The organism is Kocuria salsicia (assembly GCF_007681555.1).
Lineage (GTDB): Bacteria > Actinomycetota > Actinomycetes > Actinomycetales > Micrococcaceae > Kocuria > Kocuria salsicia.
This window is the reverse complement of record NZ_VELE01000003.1, coordinates 294305-312297: the sequence shown is the minus strand read 5'-3', so window position 1 is coordinate 312297 and position 17993 is coordinate 294305. Positions and strand designations below refer to the sequence as shown.

At 61.0% G+C, this 17993-nt stretch carries 11 protein-coding genes; 7 read left to right on the top strand and 4 right to left on the bottom strand.

Going from position 1 to position 17993, the window contains the following annotated elements:
• Positions 1–32: 32 nt before the first annotated feature.
• The 3 genes from FS770_RS07775 to FS770_RS07765 form a co-directional block, all read right to left on the bottom strand.
• Positions 33–1283 carry an IS256 family transposase gene (locus tag FS770_RS07775; protein WP_145010982.1) on the bottom strand — a complete coding sequence of 417 codons (1251 nt, stop codon included), beginning with the start codon at positions 1281–1283 and terminating at the stop codon, positions 33–35.
• A gap of 160 nt (positions 1284–1443) precedes the next feature.
• Positions 1444–2004, bottom strand: a complete 561-nt coding sequence (locus tag FS770_RS07770; protein ID WP_222126500.1) for a PIN domain-containing protein — start codon at positions 2002–2004, stop codon at positions 1444–1446.
• Positions 2004–2444 (bottom strand): helix-turn-helix domain-containing protein, encoded by a 441-nt coding sequence (locus FS770_RS07765; protein WP_119933838.1) that lies wholly within the window; start codon positions 2442–2444, stop codon positions 2004–2006. Before FS770_RS07765 ends, FS770_RS07770 begins: the two co-directional genes overlap by 1 nt.
• Before the next feature lie 324 nt (positions 2445–2768).
• Between FS770_RS07765 and FS770_RS07760 the strand changes: the two genes are divergently transcribed.
• The 6 genes from FS770_RS07760 (at position 2769) to dld (ending at position 15893) form a co-directional block, all read left to right on the top strand.
• Entirely contained in the window at positions 2769–8963 is a 6195-nt protein-coding gene (locus FS770_RS07760) for an nSTAND1 domain-containing NTPase (RefSeq protein WP_222126499.1), read from the top strand.
• Complete coding sequence (locus FS770_RS07755; protein ID WP_222126498.1) at positions 8884–9588, top strand: hypothetical protein; 705 nt, start codon at positions 8884–8886, stop codon at positions 9586–9588. Before FS770_RS07760 ends, FS770_RS07755 begins: the two co-directional genes overlap by 80 nt.
• Before the next feature lie 165 nt (positions 9589–9753).
• Positions 9754–11856, top strand: a complete 2103-nt coding sequence (locus FS770_RS07750) for an ATP-dependent nuclease (protein ID WP_186366725.1) — start codon at positions 9754–9756, stop codon at positions 11854–11856.
• The gene (locus FS770_RS07745; protein WP_145010919.1) at positions 11853–13718 is read left to right on the top strand and encodes a UvrD-helicase domain-containing protein; all 1866 of its coding nucleotides are present in this window, start codon (positions 11853–11855) and stop codon (positions 13716–13718) included. The genes FS770_RS07750 and FS770_RS07745 overlap by 4 nt, the downstream gene beginning before the upstream one ends.
• Positions 13719–14183: 465 nt before the next feature.
• On the top strand, positions 14184–14387 hold the full coding sequence (locus tag FS770_RS14075; protein ID WP_244944811.1) for a hypothetical protein: 204 nt from the start codon (positions 14184–14186) through the stop codon (positions 14385–14387).
• Between the two features lie 6 nt (positions 14388–14393).
• The gene (gene dld / locus FS770_RS07740) at positions 14394–15893 is read left to right on the top strand and encodes a D-lactate dehydrogenase (protein WP_244944810.1); all 1500 of its coding nucleotides are present in this window, start codon (positions 14394–14396) and stop codon (positions 15891–15893) included.
• A gap of 43 nt (positions 15894–15936) precedes the next feature.
• Here dld and FS770_RS07735 read toward each other — a convergent pair whose 3' ends face one another.
• Positions 15937–16152 carry a hypothetical protein gene (locus FS770_RS07735; protein WP_145010916.1) on the bottom strand — a complete coding sequence of 72 codons (216 nt, stop codon included), beginning with the start codon at positions 16150–16152 and terminating at the stop codon, positions 15937–15939.
• Between the two features lie 62 nt (positions 16153–16214).
• Here FS770_RS07735 and FS770_RS07730 point away from each other — a divergent pair, with 62 nt between their 5' ends.
• Positions 16215–17888 (top strand): alpha-keto acid decarboxylase family protein, encoded by a 1674-nt coding sequence (locus FS770_RS07730; RefSeq protein WP_145010913.1) that lies wholly within the window; start codon positions 16215–16217, stop codon positions 17886–17888.
• Positions 17889–17993: the final 105 nt, after the last annotated feature.

The window sequence follows — 17993 nt, the reverse complement described above, 5'->3', positions numbered from 1 at the left end:
GATAAACGGTGTGTGGGGCCCGGCGGTTCTCATCAGTGAGTGGTTCTCTCGAACCGTCCGGCGAAGGTGATCGCGAACGCGTTCAGCGCCGGCTTCCACCTCATCACCCAGCGTGCTCTACCGCCACCGCTCGGATCAAGAGATCTGGTGACGAGGTAGAGGCACTTCAGCGCAGCAGCCTCATTCGGGAAGTGCCCGCGCGCCCGCACCGCCCGCCGGTAACGGGCGTTGATCGACTCGATCGCGTTCGTCGTGCAGATCACCCGGCGGATCTCCACGTCGTACTCCAGGAACGGCACGAATTCCGCCCAGGAGCTCTCCCACAGCTGCACGATCGCCGGATACCGCTGGCCCCACTCGGCTTTGAACTCGGTGAACCGGTCCTTCGCCGCGGCCTCGGACGGGGCCGTGTAGACCGGCTTGAGCGCCTTGACGATCCCGTCGCGGTGTTGGCGGCCGGCGTAGCGGAAGCTGTTGCGGATCAGGTGCACGATGCACTGCTGAACCACCGTCTGCGTCCAGGTGGTGTTGATCGCCTCCGGCAGGCCCTTGAGTCCGTCACAGACGGCGATGAGCACGTCCTCGACGCCCCGATTCTTCAGCTCGGAGAAGACCTGCAGCCAGAACCGGGCGCCCTCGGCGCCGTCACCGGCCCAGATCCCGAGGATGTCGCGTTCCCCGTGCACGGTGACGCCCATGACGACGTAGAACGGGGTGTTGCGCACCTGCCCGTCGCGGACTTTGACCACGATCGCGTCGACGAAGAGCACCGGGTAGAGCGGGTCCAGGGGGCGCGAAGACCACTCGGCCAGCTCGCCGGCGACCTTCTCGGTGATCCGGTTGATGGTGTCCTTGGAGACCCTGGCCCCGTAGACCTCCTCGAAGTGCGCCGCGATCTCCCCGGTGGTCAGCCCGCGGGCCGACAGGGAGAGGACGATCTGATCGATCCCGTCCAGGCGCCGCTTGCGCTTGGGCACGATCACCGGCTCGAAGGACCCGTCCCGGTCCCGAGGCACCTCGATCTCGACGGGGCCGATCTCGGTCAGCACGGTCTTCACTCGGGTCCCGTTGCGCATGTTGGCCGCGATCGGGGTCTGCCCGTGGTTGTGGCCCAGGTGTTCGGTCAGTTCGGCTTCCAGGGCGGTTTCCAGGACGTTCTTCGTCAGCTGGTTCAGCAGCCCGCCCGGGCCGACCAGGCTCACGCCTTGCTCCTTCGCCTGGGCCAGCAGCCGCTCGGCGAGGTCCTTCTGATCGATGATCTCTCCCGTCACGGGATCGATCATCTCCTCTGTCCTGTCTGTCGTGAAGTCGGTCACGGCCGTCTCCTTTCGGATCAGGCCGGACCCTCACACACCGTTTTTCTTACAGTCCCAGGATTGCCTGCTTTGGGAGCGGTCAATACCTTCGCGTCGCGTGAAGGTATTGACCGAGGCGGACCGGGATCTACCCGTGACCCCTAAACGTTTCGCGCAAGAGATCAGCGGTGCCCGGCGCATCGATGGAGAGACTGTCAAGGACATCGCTGTAGTTGGCCTCGTCGCCCCACACCGCTGTGATAGCGGCGACGATCCTGCCGAGGGCGTCCGGGTGATCCTGAAACAGACCGGTGAGGAAGTCGTCGGGATGCTGCGCTGCCACATCCCACGAGTTCAAGCGGTCGGCGGGGAAGTCGCGGAGATTGTGGGTGACGATCACTTGAGCGCCAGCGTGGATTGCGGCTGCCAGGACATGCCGATCGTCGGCATCGGGAAGATCGAGCTGGTCGATCAATTGCTCGTAACCGGTCACCGTTACGTCACGGATCGCCTCGTTCATCAGGCGGCGGGTGCGATCCAGCCGCGCGGGGTCGAGGTCGGGGCGGTTCGCACGCAGGTTGCGGAACACCTCATCGAGAATCCGCTCCGTCCACTTCGGCTGCACCAGTCGAGCGAGCCCGGCCCGGATCAGCACATCCCGCAGGGTGGAGGGGTAGAGCACGTTGGCGTCGTAGACGACGACCTGCATCAGGCGAAACCGAGCTCGCGAGTCTCCGCGGTCAGCGCATCAGCAGCAGACTGGCGGCGCTCGTCGTCTTCACGCAGGTAGCGGATCAGCGACGCTGCCTTGACGCGACGGTGCGTGCCTACCGTGCGGTACTCGATGTATCCGGCGTCGAGCAGGCCGATCAGGAACGGTCGCGACACGTGCAGCGCATCGGCAGCCTGCTGGGTGGTCAGCTCTGCCTGCGAGGGAAGAACAGTCACACCCTCACCGTGCGCGAAGCTGTCGAGCACCTGCGCCAGCGCGGCCAGCGCAGACCGGGGCACCTCCACCTCGCCGACCTGCCCAGCCAGATGCAGTCGCACCGGACCCTCGGTATCGAGCGCGGCATCGAGCCCCCGCAGAGCAGAGGCCGCCAGTTCAGTGTCTGCCGGCTCAGGCACCAGCGTCGCAATGTCACTCATCAGCCACCCTAATAATCGGAACAATCGGAACAATCGGAACAATCGAAGCAGTCGAAGCAAGTGTATCGCGATGCGCCGCAGGCGACCAGCTACGTGCTGCGTCGCGAGAGCGGCGGGATGAGGAGTCGGTGCCATCAGCCGCTTGATGCGTGTCGCCCGGGACCGGAGAGCCAGATGAGGGAGAATGAAGTGATGTCGAACGCACAGTAGGTGACCCGGTCACCGGTAGGAGGTTTCCGCCAGGTGATGTCGCCCAGTACCGACACAGCAAGTCGCCACCCGAGTTCGGCTTGGCGCTGTCCGCTTCTCGGGGAGCGATGAAGCGTGGCTGCGACGAAGGGCTCCTCCGCTCGGCGAAGCAGATCCACTGCGTCGGAGCGCGTGCGCGCCTCGCGCGACGGTGATCGATTCCACTACACCTGGGGCGCGGCTCGTCTACTGCATCTGTTGAGCCCCGCATCCGAGCTCCAGCAAGTGGTCGTGGAGGGAGCTGGCTCAACCTCTTCGGTGGAAGAACCGGACGGTTCCGAAGTCATAGACCTTACCGAGTTTTACGGCCCCCCAGAGGAGAGCTTCACATCTCTGGAAGTGCGCCAGTTCAAGCACTCGACGCTGCACGCTGATGAGAATCTCACTCTGGGCGAGGTTGGTAAGGTCTTCAGCAAGTTCGCTCAGCTTGACGATGAACTACACACTCGGCATCCCGACGCCACCATTTGTTTCTCTATCGTCACGAATAAGCCGATCGCCCGAGAAGCGATCACTGCCGTGCGTGATTTGGCGACTGGTCAGCCGCCTACAGAAGGATCGCCGGCCGCCAAGCTGATGAAGGATGCTGCGAAACTCACCGTCGCTGCTGCGGCGTCTCTATGTTCGCGACTCGACCTTCGAGGCAATGAGCCCGGAGTTACAGCTCTCCGGCGTGGGCTTGATCGAGAGGTCGGGGGGCTCACTGCCGATGCTGACCTTCGCGTTTCTGCCTCTCTTGTTGACCTTGTCGCTTCGCGAGCGAGCACCGAGTCGGACGGCCCAATCCTGGGGGCAGATGTCCTCACCGCGTTTGGGTGCCGAGAGGATGAGCTTGCTCCGGCACCGTGTCTGCTCGACGACGCACCTTTCATCACGCGAGAGGCCTATGCAGATCTCGCGGACCGGATTCTTGAAGCCACTGGATCGATGGTTGTTACTGCGGAGGGCGGCGTAGGCAAGAGCACGTTCGCTCGGGCACTACCAAAGCTGCTATCTGACCGCGCCGACGTCATCATCTACGACTGCTTCGGGAACGGCGACTATCGGAATCCAGCTCGCCCGAGACATCGTCACAGGGATGGGCTGGTTCAACTCGCGACTGAGATGGCCGGACTGGGACTGTGCTTTCCAATCGTTCATGCCGGGAATCTCGCGCCCGAGGAATACACCAAGACTTTCGTTCGCCGCCTCGACCAGGCAAGCAAGATGCTCGCGCAGAGCGGAGATCGCCAGTTGGTCATCGTGGTGGACGCGGCCGACAACGCGGCGATCGCAGCCGAGGACAATGCAGATTCCAGATCGTTCGTGCGCGACCTCCTCAGGCTACAGTCCGATATTCCCCCGAATGTTCGGATCGTGCTCACCTGTAGACCAGAGCGTCTCGATCGCCTTGAGGCTCCCGCCGGCCTGGTTCCATTCGAGCTGCCAGCTTTTACTCCCGAAGAGACGGCGAAGGTTGTTTCAACCTCTCACCCGTCGGCGACCAATCCGGACGTTACAGAGATTCATGATCGAACCGCGGGTAATCCGCGAGTCGTGTCAACGGTGCTGTTTGAAACCGCGACGATTCATGACGCTCTTGGTCGAGTCGCGGGCTTAGCGAGTGCCACATCTGCGCTTGACGCCCTCATGCAAGAGCGGGTCGCGAACGCGTTCAACAACGCTGGCAGATCGCGAATGGAACTTGAACGCGCGGCGCAACTCCTTACGCTCTTGCGTCCGCGTGTTCCGTTGAACGTGCTTGCGGAACTTGCCGGCACGCAGGCCGCGAGCGTTCGTAGTTTCATATCGGACCTCGGTAGAGGCCTGATCTTGGATGGGCAAAGCGTTCAATTCCTCGACGAACCAACCGAAACATACTTCCGAGACCGGCACCCGGCAACACAAGAAGTCGCGGCCCAGGCTGCGTCGCAGTTACGAGCGCTGAGCGGATCGTCCGCTTACGCCGCGTCATCCCTGCCTGAGGTTCTCTGGAGTGCGAGTCTCCATGACGAACTCCTCGCCCTTGTCGCCACCGACGATGCCTTACCGTCAACGAGCGACGTCGAACGTACGCAAGTCGAGCACCTCCGAGTGGAGTTCGGTCTTCGTGCCGCTGTCCAGCTACGCCGTCCTGATTCGATCGTCCAACTCGCCATGCGCGCCGGCACCGGCCGCGCAGGAAAGGGCCGCCAGTTCACGATCATCCGAGACAACCCTGACCTAGCTGGTTCACGGATGGATTCTCGAGTGCTCGGTGAACTAATCGCGTCGCGCGAACTTCCAGAGAGCTGGCCGGGATCGACACTCGGCTCCGAGGCAGCCTTGCTTGCGCACACCACTGGAGGCGCGAGTACAGCCAGGAGCAGAGCACGGCAAGCCGCGTCAGCCATCGCCGCCTGGGTACGCGCCCCAAGGGAACGGTACTCGCGAGATGAGAATGTCACCTCGGAACAAGTGGCACACATCGCACTGGCGATCCTGCGAACAGACGGACCAGAATCGGCTGCCCGATATTTGTCACGTTGGCACCCAGCTCGCTTCGTTCTGGAATCGAGCGCAGCGCTTGCTCGAATGCTCATTTCATCAGCCAGCGACGAGGACGTGTCGGGCTTGATTGCGAGTTCCACCCATCCCGCACTACTGCTTGGCGTCCTTGGCGAGATGCAGCGCGCTGGCATGCCCCTGGACGTGCATGCCGCAAGAGACGTATGGACAAAACTGAAGAAATTCCGTTCCCGCCTTATCGCCCAAGAATACAACCACCGGAATGCGGAAGACACGGCGTTCCGCGGCGCCTCATGGCTTTGCGCACTCGCGGTGCGCCACTCGATCACCGACGCAACAGTAGCCGCAGAACGACTCCGCGAATGCCTACCACTTTCAATGCCCAATGGGCTTCGGGACAGACACGGCCCAGGCCGATCCGGCCTCCTCTTCGCAGTCGCGTTGCGCGCGGAACTCATGGGCGAGGCACTCGACGTCAATCATTACCGGCCGACTCAAGTTCCAGCAAAGCGTGGCAAGCACGATCCCGCAAAGTCCAATAACGAGGACCTCAATCGCTATCTGCGCCCCGCGCTCAACTGGCTCAGCGCCTGGGCAAAGTACGCTCGCGGCGACCTCGACCCGCAAGCCGCAGCAGCACTGATCGGGAGCTACCCCAAACGCCACTCACAAGATGAGATCTGGTCGATGTCCAATCGAATCGCTCGGCAGGTCTTGCCCCTAATCGGCGCGGCCACAGAGGAAGAAGCCGTGACAGTCGCTTGCAATCAAGCGATTCAGACGATCGCTGCGGATGCTCCGATCGCGGGTGCGCTCGACCTGATCCTGGGCTTGCGTGGCGACGCCCGTTTCGCGCAGGCGGTCCTCGATCTCGCCAACGCGGCGCGCCAAGCTCTGGCCAGCAGCGCTGAAGGGGCCGACAGCAAGGCCGACACGCTAGTGCGTATAGCTCGGGGACTGCACCGCTTCAGCCACGCAGAAGCCGAAAGCTACTTCGACTTAGCTGTCAAGACTGCTACCGGAGTGGGCGATGACGCGATCTATCGGTGGGATGCGATAGTCGCCCTTACGCAGGCAGCTGCTGGCATCGACACCAGCAACGCAATCACCCTCGCCGCGCGCGTCGCTCGCCTCGGCGAGGCCGTCGAACCGATCGTGTATGACGGATTCAACCAGCACCAGCTTGTCGCTGCACTCGCGCACGTCTCGGGCACCAACGTTCTCCGAATTCTCGGGCAGTGGCGGGATCGCCGGTTCGGGACGCTCGACTGGCAGTTCAGAGGACTTGTTGAAGAGGATGATGCCCTACTCGCGGGACGACCAGACCTCACGATGGTTCTGGCACCCTTCTCAACCAGCCTTGATATCGACGCCGCGCTCCGTGAACTTGACGCGTCTGGAGCCCTCAACGCTCAAACACTGTCTACTGCAAGTAATCTCGCAAATCGACTTGGACGATCCCTCGATGCCGAGTTCACGCAAACCTCACTTCCTGACCCCCCACGTACCAGGAACCCTGACGAGTTCCTGAGCACCACCTTCGACCCCACCCCAGACAAAAAGGCAGAACGCGCCGCTCAGCTGGAGGAATGCAAGGCACAGCTTGCGGCGATCGACCTCACTCAGACAAGCGGCGTGAACGCGGCGATCCGACTTCAGCAAGCGGCTCGTTCCTACAGTGACAGCCTCTTCATCGCAGAGGTCTTTACGCGTCCCATGCTTGAATGGGGCCCGATCCTGGATGCCGCATTGAGCTCCGACGCCCTCAACGATTATGAGCTGGCCAAGCTCTTGAACGAGGCCCTTGCGCGTCCTCGTACGGCTCAGTCCTTCGTCGACTCGCTGAAGAAGGCAGTCGGCGACTATATCGATCGACATGGCGTCCGTCTGCTTCACCGCAACTCGATGAGCTTTGACCTGCCTGCGGCGGCAGATCTCCTGGAGGTGCGCAAGACGGATCTCCTCCAACGCGCCCTCGAGCACCTGAGTCTCGAGGAAGCGTTGACCGACGCCGACCACTGCTACATGCTCGCAGCTGGAGCTTCAGCAGTCCTCGACCCTTCTGCGGCTGACCGCGTGCTCGGTGAAGCGCTCACCGCCTTCGAGGGAGAACTGGGAATTAGTCCCAGGACAGCCACCGAGAAGACGCCAGCGGACCCAATCGATATCGCTGTAGCCAACTTCCTTTGGGCTGCGCTGGGTGACCCGCGCTCGGCAGTTCGTTGGCAGGCCGCACACGCAGTGCGTACTGCCATTGAGCTCGGCATCAGCGACGTGATCGATGCACTCGGCACCGCCGTCATACGGGGCGGTGCAGCTGGGTACGCCGATCAACGATTCCTCTTCTACGAGATGAGCGCGGCAGAGTGGTTCCTAGTCGCTGTCGAGCGAGTAGCGCGAGACGATCCGTCCGCCATCGACGCACTCGTGCCCGCAGTGATCGAACTAAGCGACCGCTATCCGGACCACGCCGCGATTCAAGGGCACTGCTCTTCAATCGCCCGACTGACCTCCACAGCAATTGGTCGTTCGATTGGGACCGACTGGGAGGCCGCGTTTGCAGAGCCCGTTCTCCTCGAAAGCTGGCACCGTCCCACACACCCCAATCCAATGATGAAAGGCGCACCACAGGGTGAGTACCGATTCGATTCCGACTTCGACGAGTACGTCCTCGGCAAGCTGACGAAAGCACTCGTCGTCACTCACCAAGAGGTGCTCGATGCGGCTAGCGCTCTCATCCTCGACGAATGGGGATGGCGATCCGACGGTGAACGTCTGGTGGACCCGAGACGGACGGCAGGCGCCTATGAGGACGGTGAAACCTACGGATACAAGTGGGAGACCCCTAAAGCCGAGGACCTCGACTACTACCTAGAACGTCACGCGGCACTCACGATTGCCGGAAGATTGATGCGGACTGCTATTCCGTACCGCGACCCCGATGCAGAACATCTGGACGTCCTAGAGTGGCTCGCCGATTTCGACATCGCACGCGATGACGGGCGATGGATTACAGATCAGCGAAGCTCGGTTCCTGGTCCTTTGGCGACCGTCGGCCCACGAGGAAGCAACCAAGTTCACGAATCAGAGTTCCTGGCCGCCCTCAAGCCTGCCGACGGGTGGGTGACGGTCTGGCAATCAGCGTCTGTCACTGAGTACGACCAATCCCTAAACATTGATATCGCGTCAGCTCTGGTCAACCCAGAGGCCGTTGGTGCACTTGTGCGTGCCCTGCAAACTGCTGACGGCTACTGGAGCTTCCGAATCCCGTCAGCTGACCTCGACGACGAAGACTTCCAGTTCTCTTCACCGCCGTTCCAGCTTCGAGGTTGGGTGTCGACGCCGCACTCTGAAGGCGGTATTGATCGGTTGGACCCACTCGCCACCGAACTCACTCCCGAGCTGCCTCGCCCTTCCGCGGACATTGCGGAGACACTCAGCATCACATCCGCGGACGGTGGCCTCCGCTGGGAGAACGAGAACCGGGACACCGTCTTGGCGTCTGAAACCTGGGCGGAGATTAGCGTGGGCCGTGAACCACACGGCCCATCAGGCAATCGGCTCCGGATCACGACCGAAGCGCTCGACCAGATGTTGGGACGCCTCGATACCGCGCTCATCGTGGAAGTACGAGTAAGACGCGAAGATCGTCGCGCTCGCTATGCCGTCTCAGACAACGACGATGAAGGAGGTGGCGCCGATCATGACAACGACTTCCGAGTCTTCTCCTACCGACCAGGAACAGGATGGAACGACTTCAACGGCCGTGTTGGAACTAGGTAAGCTGCTGGCGGCTGAGTTAGAACAGACCGACACTCTCGGACGCTGGATAGCTCACTATCTTGCGGAGCGCATGACCAGCCTTGAACAAAAGGTCGGATCTGAGAGGGGCACCGCCGAGGCTGAGGTTGCCGACCTAACCCTCCGCCTCTGGTCGCTTCGCCGTCAGCTGCCCGGCGACCGGTTGCCACTCGCCGAAGTAGACGAGGTGGAGGCGGCAATCGAAAGGCTGACACCCGGACGAAGACCATGGGCTTACTTCGGCGCATTCGCCACTGACACCGCGCCAAGCCCGGAGGAGACCGAGACAAGTACCACACTGAAAGCCGCACAGCTCGTCGATCGACTCGCTGGCGATCTCGTCCATGGGTTGATTGGCCGCGCGGCTGCACTCGCCGAGGAAGATGGCGCGGCGTGGACCAAGCATGCGGAGAAGCTCGGAGATGGGGCGCTACGAACACTCCGTCGCATTCGCTTCACCGGCGACGGCAGTCCAGACGATGCCGAGAATCCGGACTGGAACAGTGAGGTCATAAGGAGAGCAACAGCGCTCTCATCGGTGGTGTCGGGTCTTATCGCTGCACTTGAAGCAGAAGCTTCGGGTCGTCCGGGTGAGAAGCGTGGCTGACTTGCGCGGCATCACTCGCATCAAAATCACCGTTAGTTGAGACCATGCGTGAACTTGAACCTGAACCGCACGTAAGCACCTGTCAAGGTGCGCGAATCATTGCGGCGTTGACCAAATTCATGGCGCTGGCACAATCAGGCTAGAGAACCAATGAGGAGAGAATTTGTGAAGATTTCCAAAGTCAGCATTGACGGATACCGGCTGCTAAATGAATTCGAGATGGATCTCAGAGATGACCTCTCTCTAGTCATCGGGAAAAACAATACTGGCAAGACTTCGCTATTGAACGTCCTTAGTGTCCATCTCTCAGGTTCCCAGACAGGGTTCGTTTTTGAAGACTTTTCAGTCGCAACGCAGAAGGAACTGTTGACCCTCTTAGCAGACAACCAACTGGTTGCTCCGGCTACTTTGCCGTCAATTGCTCTTACCCTCACGATCTGTTACGACGAGGAAGACAACCTGCGGAATCTCTCCAACCTCATGGTGGATCTCTCTCCCGACGCACGTGAGGTTCACCTCCGCTTCTCGAGCGAGATTACAACGGATCAGCTCGAGCAATTGCATGCGGATCTCCACGACAATTTGTCTGCGGTAGAAGAGGCTCTAGGCAAGATCCTCGAAGCGGATCAGAAACGAGACGAAGTCCAGCGCTTCCTGTCAAAGAAGCTCAAACATTACCTAGTGCGTAAAGTGGTCTCATTTGACCCGGATGATGCCAGTGCAGACCTGGATCTCACCGACCAACTCTTCTCGGTTAGACGAGTACTCAACATCGAATATGTGAGCGCAAGAAGGTCTGTCGAGAACAGGGATTCAGGCAAGGGTGGAAAAGCATCTGCACGTGCCCTATCTCAGCTGTCAAGTGACTACTTCAAGGATCACACCGGAGGCAACGAAGAGAGCGCGCCCTTCATTCAACTCTCCGCGCAAGCGGCCGTCACCGATCGTGAATTCACAAAGGCCTACAAACGGGTCTTCAAGGACGTCTTAGCCAAAGTGAAGCGCTTTGGTGCAGTGGCCGGGCTAGGTGGCGATATTCATGTCATGTCAACGATTCAGCCGAGCACGCTCCTGAATGACAGCACCTCAGTCAAGTACGGAGAGCCTGACACCCTACTCCCGGAGGACCACAACGGATTGGGCTATCTGAACTTAATTGCCATCATCATGGAGATTGAAATTCGGCTACTACGCATAAAATCAGCAAACAACTCTGCGCCTTCCGATATCAACCTACTGGTGATCGAAGAACCGGAAGCGCACACGCACCCACAACTTCAGTACATATTCATCAAGAAGATAAAGGAACTACTCAAGGAACATCGTCAAAACGGAGGCATTCAGTTCCAGACGATAATTACCACTCACTCCTCGCACATTACTGCGGAGAGTGATTTCGCGGATATCAAATACTTCCGCCGTATCGGGGATCGCGTCGAAGCGCGCAATATGACCGATCTCGAACAGAAGTACGGCAAGGATAAGAAGCATTACCAGTTCCTCACTCAGTATCTAACCCTCACAAGGGCTGAACTCTTCTTTGCCGATAAAGCCATCCTCATCGAGGGCGATACCGAGCGAATACTCATGCGCGCGATGATGCGCAAGATCGACGAAGCAGACCCCGATCATGAATCACCACTTGGGTCGCAGAACATCTCGGTAGTCGAAGTAGGAGCGCACTCTCAGATCTTCGACCACTTCATCGAGTTCACAGGCTTGAAGACGCTCATCATCACCGACATTGATAGTGCGGAGGTGACAACGAACAAGGCAGGTCACCAAGTGCTTACTGCCTGTGCTGTGGCACAAGGAACCCATACAACCAACGGTGCACTCAAGCACTTCCTGAGCCTGACACAGTCAGGCGTAGACGACGCCGGTGATCTCAGTAACCTTCGGAAGCTAACGTCCGCGGCCAAGCAACTGAAAAAGCAGTCAGGCACATGGAAGGTAGACAGTACAGATCCGTCTCTCTTTGTTGCCTATCAGACTTCGGAAAACGGCTACGAGGCACGTAGCTACGAAGACGCATTCATCCACTTGAATCGTGATTTCATTACTGACAATCTTGAGACTTTTAGAGGTTTGAAGAACACTGAACTCTTCTCAGAGAGCACCGTAGGTCCCTATGAACTTGCGGATTCTTGCGTGAACAAGAAGACACATTTTGCGCTGGACGTTATTTACGCAGAGACGGATCCCGATAGTTCATGGAACATCCCGGCATACATTTCTGAAGGCCTTCGCTGGCTAAGGGAAGCATGATGAAAGAAGTGGAACCAGAAGTCAGTAAAGCTCTGGAGTACGCACAAACCGGCAGAGACTTTCTCATGCAGGGAGGTGCTGGCAGCGGCAAAACCTATTCGATGCTCAGCTTCCTCGAAGAGCTGTACGCATCACACCCGCAGACGAGTGTTGCATGTGTGACATTCACAAATGTGGCAGTAAATGAGATCCGAAGCCGATTCTCAACGCCAGTCCTGAGCGTGTCAACCATTCACGAATTTCTATGGGCACTCATCGGGCGCTTCCAGAAGAACATTCGCGAATCACTTGCGACACTCGTAAACGAGGGTGTGATTAAGTCTGCGCTTGACCTGCCGATATCAGCGGGATTCTGGGATGAGTCAATTACCTATAAGGAATGGCTTAGCCTCGAGGCAGGCGAGATCTCCCATGACGAGCTACTCAAGGTCGCGAAGCATCTTTTCTCCGAGCATCCCACGCTCACAAAAATCCTGTCAGATCAATATGACGTCCTACTCATCGATGAGTATCAAGATACCCCTGTCGACGTCCTCTCTATTCTGCTAGATACGCTTCCGGAGCCGAAAGATCGTAGCTTGAGGATCGGGTTCTTCGGCGATGGTGAACAGGCAATTCATGAGGGCGAAAAGGGGCAAGCCGTAGTCAAGTCTGCAGTTGCCTCCGGGCGACTTCATCTCATTACCAAAGACCAAAACCGACGCAATCCTGCCACTGTGTTGAGCGTCATTAATCGGCTACGAGCAGATGGACTCGTGCAGGTGCAGGCCACAGACATGAACGCGCCCAACTTCAACAAAGAAGGCACGGCGAGGTTCGTCTATACAGAACATAACGAGCTAAACACAGACGAGCTCAGGAACCTAGAGTTCTGCAGTGATTGGGGATTTTCGTCAGAAGACACCAAGCTGCTCTATCTCGGAAAATCAATGATCGCGCGCGAGAAGCAGTTCCCCAGACTGATGGCGATATACGATAAAGACCGTGTCGTTGAATACAGCAAGAAGCTAAAGGATGCGCTGGTCAAAAGGGGCATTTCGCCGAACGATGATGCGACGTTTAGCGAAGTAATCGAGCTTCATGGAAGTATCGCTCCGCCGACGAAAGGACAAAAAGAGGCTTTCGATAATGAACCCGATTTGTTGGCGCTGGCATCACCTTTTTTGTTCACGGACATCACAACTACCTCTTCAAATTCCGATCGACTCTTAGGTACCAAGAAGGTCTCGGAGCTGGACTATCGCGACCGTGGCGAGAAACGCGACCCCCTCATCAACCACCTCATAGCGATCCAGGAGCTTCGTGCGCTATTCCGACAAGGCAGGTTTAGCGCAGTGATACGGGCTATGGACGAAACAATCACAAGCATTGAGGGTCGCGAGCGAGTCGCCATCGATCTCAATACACTTGACTCGATGAGTGATTCATCTATCGGTGATGTGATAGCGTTCTCAGAAAGCTCGGGGCTCTTGAAGCGTAAAGACGCGGTACTTCGCTTTCAGGAGAATCACCCCTATCGCAATGCGCGCGTAAGCGCGGTTCCCTTCCAAGAAATTGTGAACCTCTACGAGTATGTCGAAGACCACTCTCCTTACTCGACGCAGCACGGAGTGAAGGGATCGGAATGGGACAACATCTTTGTATCCCTCGATAACGGAGGCTGGAACAACTACAACTTCGAACGACTACTGTCCGATCCGCAAGGTAACAGCTCCGTCCACAACCGTTCCCGAATGATGCTCTATGTAACCTGCAGTCGAGCAAAGGAAAACTTGATTGTCTACATTCATAAGCCAACCGAAGCGACACTGGCGCGTGCTCGGGAGTGGTTTGGCGATACGAATGTGAGCCTTGTTGGATAGCGCGGGTTCTATTTTCGGTGGTAACTTCACAACAGGTTCAAAACATGCGGACCCAATTGATAGGTTGAGGCACCAATCACTTTTGTTAGCGGAAGTGGACCAATCAGGTGACCAACACCCTGCAAACCCTGCAAAACGTGACGCGCGGAGCACGCTCCTGAAACGCAAACCCCTGGTCAGGTGGGCTATGAGCCCTGCTCCTACCACCTGGGGGTCAAGGGGTCGCAGGTTCAAATCCTGTCATCCCGACCGATGAAGCGGTCCTGACCGGTGGAAACACCGGCGGGGCCGCTTTTTTCATGTCCGGGGGCTGAGGCCGGGACCACGCTCCGCAGTTGCTAACATTCTAGTGATGAAGGGGCAGCGGACGTGCTGCCACGGCACCGCAGTTCTCCGTCGCGCCCGGGAATGCTCGGAAGCGCCCGGGGAACCGGTCCGACGACGACGGAAGGCAGTTGATTGACCATGCATGACAGTGCAGCCGCAGGCTCGCAGGACGCGCTGAGGGCGTTCGTCGACATCCTGGGAAAGACTCACGTGCTCACCTCGCCCCGGGCGACGGCCCCGTACGCGAAGGGAAGCCGCTTCGGGTCCGGGACGGTCCTCGCGGTGCTGCGTCCGGGCAGCCTGATCGACATGTGGCGCGCGCTGCAGGTGTGCGTGGACTAGGACCTTATGGTCATCCCGCAGTCAGCCAACACCGGCCTCACCGGCGGATCCGGCCCCGGGGACCAGGACTACGACCGCGACGTCGTGATCATCTCCACGGTGCGCATCGACCAGATCCACCTGATCAACGACGCCCGCGAAGCGGTGTGCCTGGCCGGCGCCACCCTCTACGAGCTCGAGGAGGCACTGGCACCGCACGGACGCGAACCGCACTCGGTGATCGGCTCCACGTCCATCGGGGCGTCCGTGATCGGCGGGATCGCCAACAACTCCGGCGGCAGCCAGGTGCGCAAGGGCCCCGCGTTCACGGAGCACGCGATCTACGCGCGGGTGACCGAGGACCGCAGGGTCGAGCTCGTCAACCACCTGGGCATCTCGCTGGGGGACGACCCCGCGCAGGTGCTGGGCCGGCTCCAGCGCGGCGACTGGGACCCCGCGGACGTCACGCCCCCTCCGGCCGACTCGCTCGAGACGGAGTACGGCGAGCACGTGCGGGAGATCGCCCCCACGCCCGCCCGCTACAACGCGGATCCGAAGTTCCTCTTCGAGGCGTCCGGCTGCGCCGGCAAGCTCATGGTCTTCGCCGTGCGCACGCGCACCTTCCCGAAGGACGAGCACACCACCACGTTCTACATCGGCACGAACGACCCCTCGGAGCTCGAGGACCTGCGGCGCGCCGTGCTCGGCTCCGGCCGCCAGCTGCCGATCTCCGGGGAGTACTTCGACCGCGCGACCTTCGACCTCGCCGAGAAGTACGGCAAGGACACGTACATGGGCCTGAAGTACGCGGGTAGCCGGCAGGTCCGGCGCCTGTTCGCGCTGAAGAGCTGGGCCAACGGGGTCTTCGCCAAGATGCGGGTCTTCGGCCCCACCTTTGCGGACACGATCGCCCAGAACGCCTTCGCCCTGCTGCCCGACCAGCTGCCGAAGCGCCTGATCGACTACCGCGACCGCTTCGAGCACCACCTGATCATGGAGGTCGGGGACGCCCAGAAGCAGGAGACCGAGGAGTTCCTCACCTCGTTCTTTGCGGACCCGGCGCGGGGCGGCGACTTCTTCGCCTGCACCGACGACGAGGCGCAGAGCGCCATGCTGCAGCGCTTCGGTGCGGCCAGCGCGATCGCCCGGTACTTCAACATCCACCGCACGAACGTGGGCGGCATGGTGACCTTCGACGTGGCGCTGCGGCGCGACGACCAGGACTGGCTCGAGGTCCTGCCGCCCGAGATTGCCGACCAGCTCGAGGTCAGCGCGTACTACGGCCACTTCTTCTGCCACGTGCTCCACCAGAACCACGTGGCCAAGAAGGGCGTGGACGCCGTCGAGCTCAAGAAGCAGATGACCAAGCTGCTGGAGGACCGGGGCGCGGCGATCCCGGCCGAGCACAACTACGGCCGTCTCTACGACGCCCCGCCGGCCCTGGAGGAGCACTACAGGCAGCTGGACCCGTGCAACGTGTTCAACGCGGGGGTCGGCAACACGTCGCCCCGCAGGAACTGGGCCTGACGGGAACCCGGGGCGCTTCACCAAGCACCAGCGTCCACAGGGTTCAGGCCTGCACCGGAGCGCCGGGGACGGTGAACACCACCCACAGCAACGGGCGTGGATCGTGATGGCGCTCGCCCAGCAGACGAATGACCTGCTGGGCGAGCCCACCCCGCACCTGGACCTGTCCCAGCAGAACGAGATCCTCGAACCGTGCCGCGAACCTCGCGTGAGCCGTACGATCGGTCAGGGGGTCCGGCGACACTGGCTGCAGCCGCACGCCACCCCCACGCACCGCACCGCGGTCGGAACCGCTCGCACCACGCACTCGAAAGGTCTCTCATGCGCATCGCCATCGGCGACTTCCTCCTGTCACGGCTCCAGGATGCCGGCATCACCGAGATCATCGGGGTGCCCGGTGACTTCAACCTCAACCTCATCGAGCAGATCGACGCCCGGGAGGGGATCCGCTTCGTCGGGACCTGCAACGAGCTCAACGCCGCCTACGCCGCGGACGGCTACGCCCGGTCCCGTGGCCTCGGCGCGCTGCTGACCACCTACGGCGTGGGGGAGCTGAGCGCGCTGAACGGCATTGCCGGCGCGGCCGCGGAGCACGTCCCCTTGGTGTCCATCGCCGGGGCCCCGCCGCTGTACGCCACCGAGGCGCGCTACGACCTGCACCACTCCATGGGGGACGGCAACTTCGAGAACATCCTCAGCAGCGTCGGCCAGATCACCGCGGCGGCGGTGCGCATCACCCCGCACAACGCGGTCGAGGAGATCGACCGAGCCCTGCACACGGCCCTGCGCGAGAAGCGCCCCGTGCACATCCAGGTCCCCTCCGACATCACCCACCTCACGATCGAGGCCCCGCAGGAGCCGCTGAACACCGCATGGCCCTCCAGCGACCCGGAGCGCCTCGCCTCGGCGGTGGAGCGCATTGCCGAGCTGTTCGCCGCGGCGAAGTCCCCGGTCCTGCTCGTGGACCTCGACGCGGACCGCCACGGCTTCGCGGAGTCCCTGCAGCAGCTGGCCGAGAAGACCCAGACTCCGTACGCGCAGCTGGCCTCCGGCAAGGGGATCCTGGACGAGCAGAGCCCGCTGTTCCTGGGGACGTACAACGGTGCCGGTTCCGCGCCGGACGTGCGCTCGACGGTGGAGAACGCGGACCTGCTCCTGACCACCACCCCCCGTTTCATCGAGGCGAACTCGGGCTCCTTCACCCACAACCTCCCGGCCGACGCCGTCGTCGACCTCGGCGACCAGCACGTCACCATCCACGGTGAGGACTACATCGGGATCACGGTGCAGGAGCTGCTCGACGCCCTGCTGGAGACGCTCCCGGCCGCGCAGACCCCCGTGACCAGGTTCAGGGAGGAAACCGTCGAGTGGGAGGTGGCACCCGACGCCGCCCTCACGCAGCAGCGGCTCTGGCCCCGCATGGCGCGCTTCGTCCGCGAGGGCGACGTCGTCATCACCGAGGCGGGCACGTCCAACATCGGCCTGGGCCCCCAGCCCCTTCCCTCGGGGGTGAAGTACATCAACTCGGGGATCTGGGGATCGATCGGATTCACCCTTCCGGCCCTGCTCGGCAGCCAGTTGGCCGCCCCCTCCCGGCGGCACCTGCTGTTCATCGGCGACGGCTCGTTCCAGCTGACCGCCCAGGAGCTCTCGACGATCCTCCGCGAGGACCTCGCCCCCATCATCGTGCTGGTCAACAACCGCGGGTACACCATCGAGCGGTGGATCCTGGGCATGCGCTCCGCCTACAACGACATCGCCAACTGGGACTACGGCAAGCTGCCCGAGGTGTTCCACCCCGGGACGAGCATGGTCTCCTACTCCGCGAGCACGGAGGAGGAGCTGGAACAGGCCCTGGCGCAGATCGACGGCTCGTCCGCGGGGGCCTTCCTCGAGCTGCACCTCGAGCCGGAGGACGCTCCCGCCGGGCTCAAGGCGTTCGGGCCCATGACGGCCGACTTCGACTACGGCCCCCGGGGCCCGCGCAACCCCTGAGCGCGGCACGACGTCAGGGTCGCCGAGGGGCCGCGTGGCGGGTGACGTCCGCGGCGGTCCCTCGGCGATGACGACGCCGTCGGTGCCCGGGGCGAGAAGGACGCC

Excerpts from the sequence above, each read along its gene's own strand:
- dld (WP_244944810.1), top strand. The coding sequence starts at position 14,394 with ATGGTCATCCCGCAGTCAGCCAACACCGGCCTCACCGGCGGATCCGGC.
- FS770_RS07745 (WP_145010919.1), top strand. The coding sequence starts at position 11,853 with ATGATGAAAGAAGTGGAACCAGAAGTCAGTAAAGCTCTGGAGTACGCA.
- FS770_RS07775 (WP_145010982.1), bottom strand. The coding sequence starts at position 1,283 with ATGATCGATCCCGTGACGGGAGAGATCATCGATCAGAAGGACCTCGCC.
- FS770_RS07765 (WP_119933838.1), bottom strand. The coding sequence starts at position 2,444 with ATGAGTGACATTGCGACGCTGGTGCCTGAGCCGGCAGACACTGAACTG.
- FS770_RS07770 (WP_222126500.1), bottom strand. The coding sequence starts at position 2,004 with ATGCAGGTCGTCGTCTACGACGCCAACGTGCTCTACCCCTCCACCCTG.
- FS770_RS07755 (WP_222126498.1), top strand. The coding sequence starts at position 8,884 with ATGACAACGACTTCCGAGTCTTCTCCTACCGACCAGGAACAGGATGGA.
- FS770_RS07730 (WP_145010913.1), top strand. The coding sequence starts at position 16,215 with ATGCGCATCGCCATCGGCGACTTCCTCCTGTCACGGCTCCAGGATGCC.
- FS770_RS14075 (WP_244944811.1), top strand. The coding sequence starts at position 14,184 with ATGCATGACAGTGCAGCCGCAGGCTCGCAGGACGCGCTGAGGGCGTTC.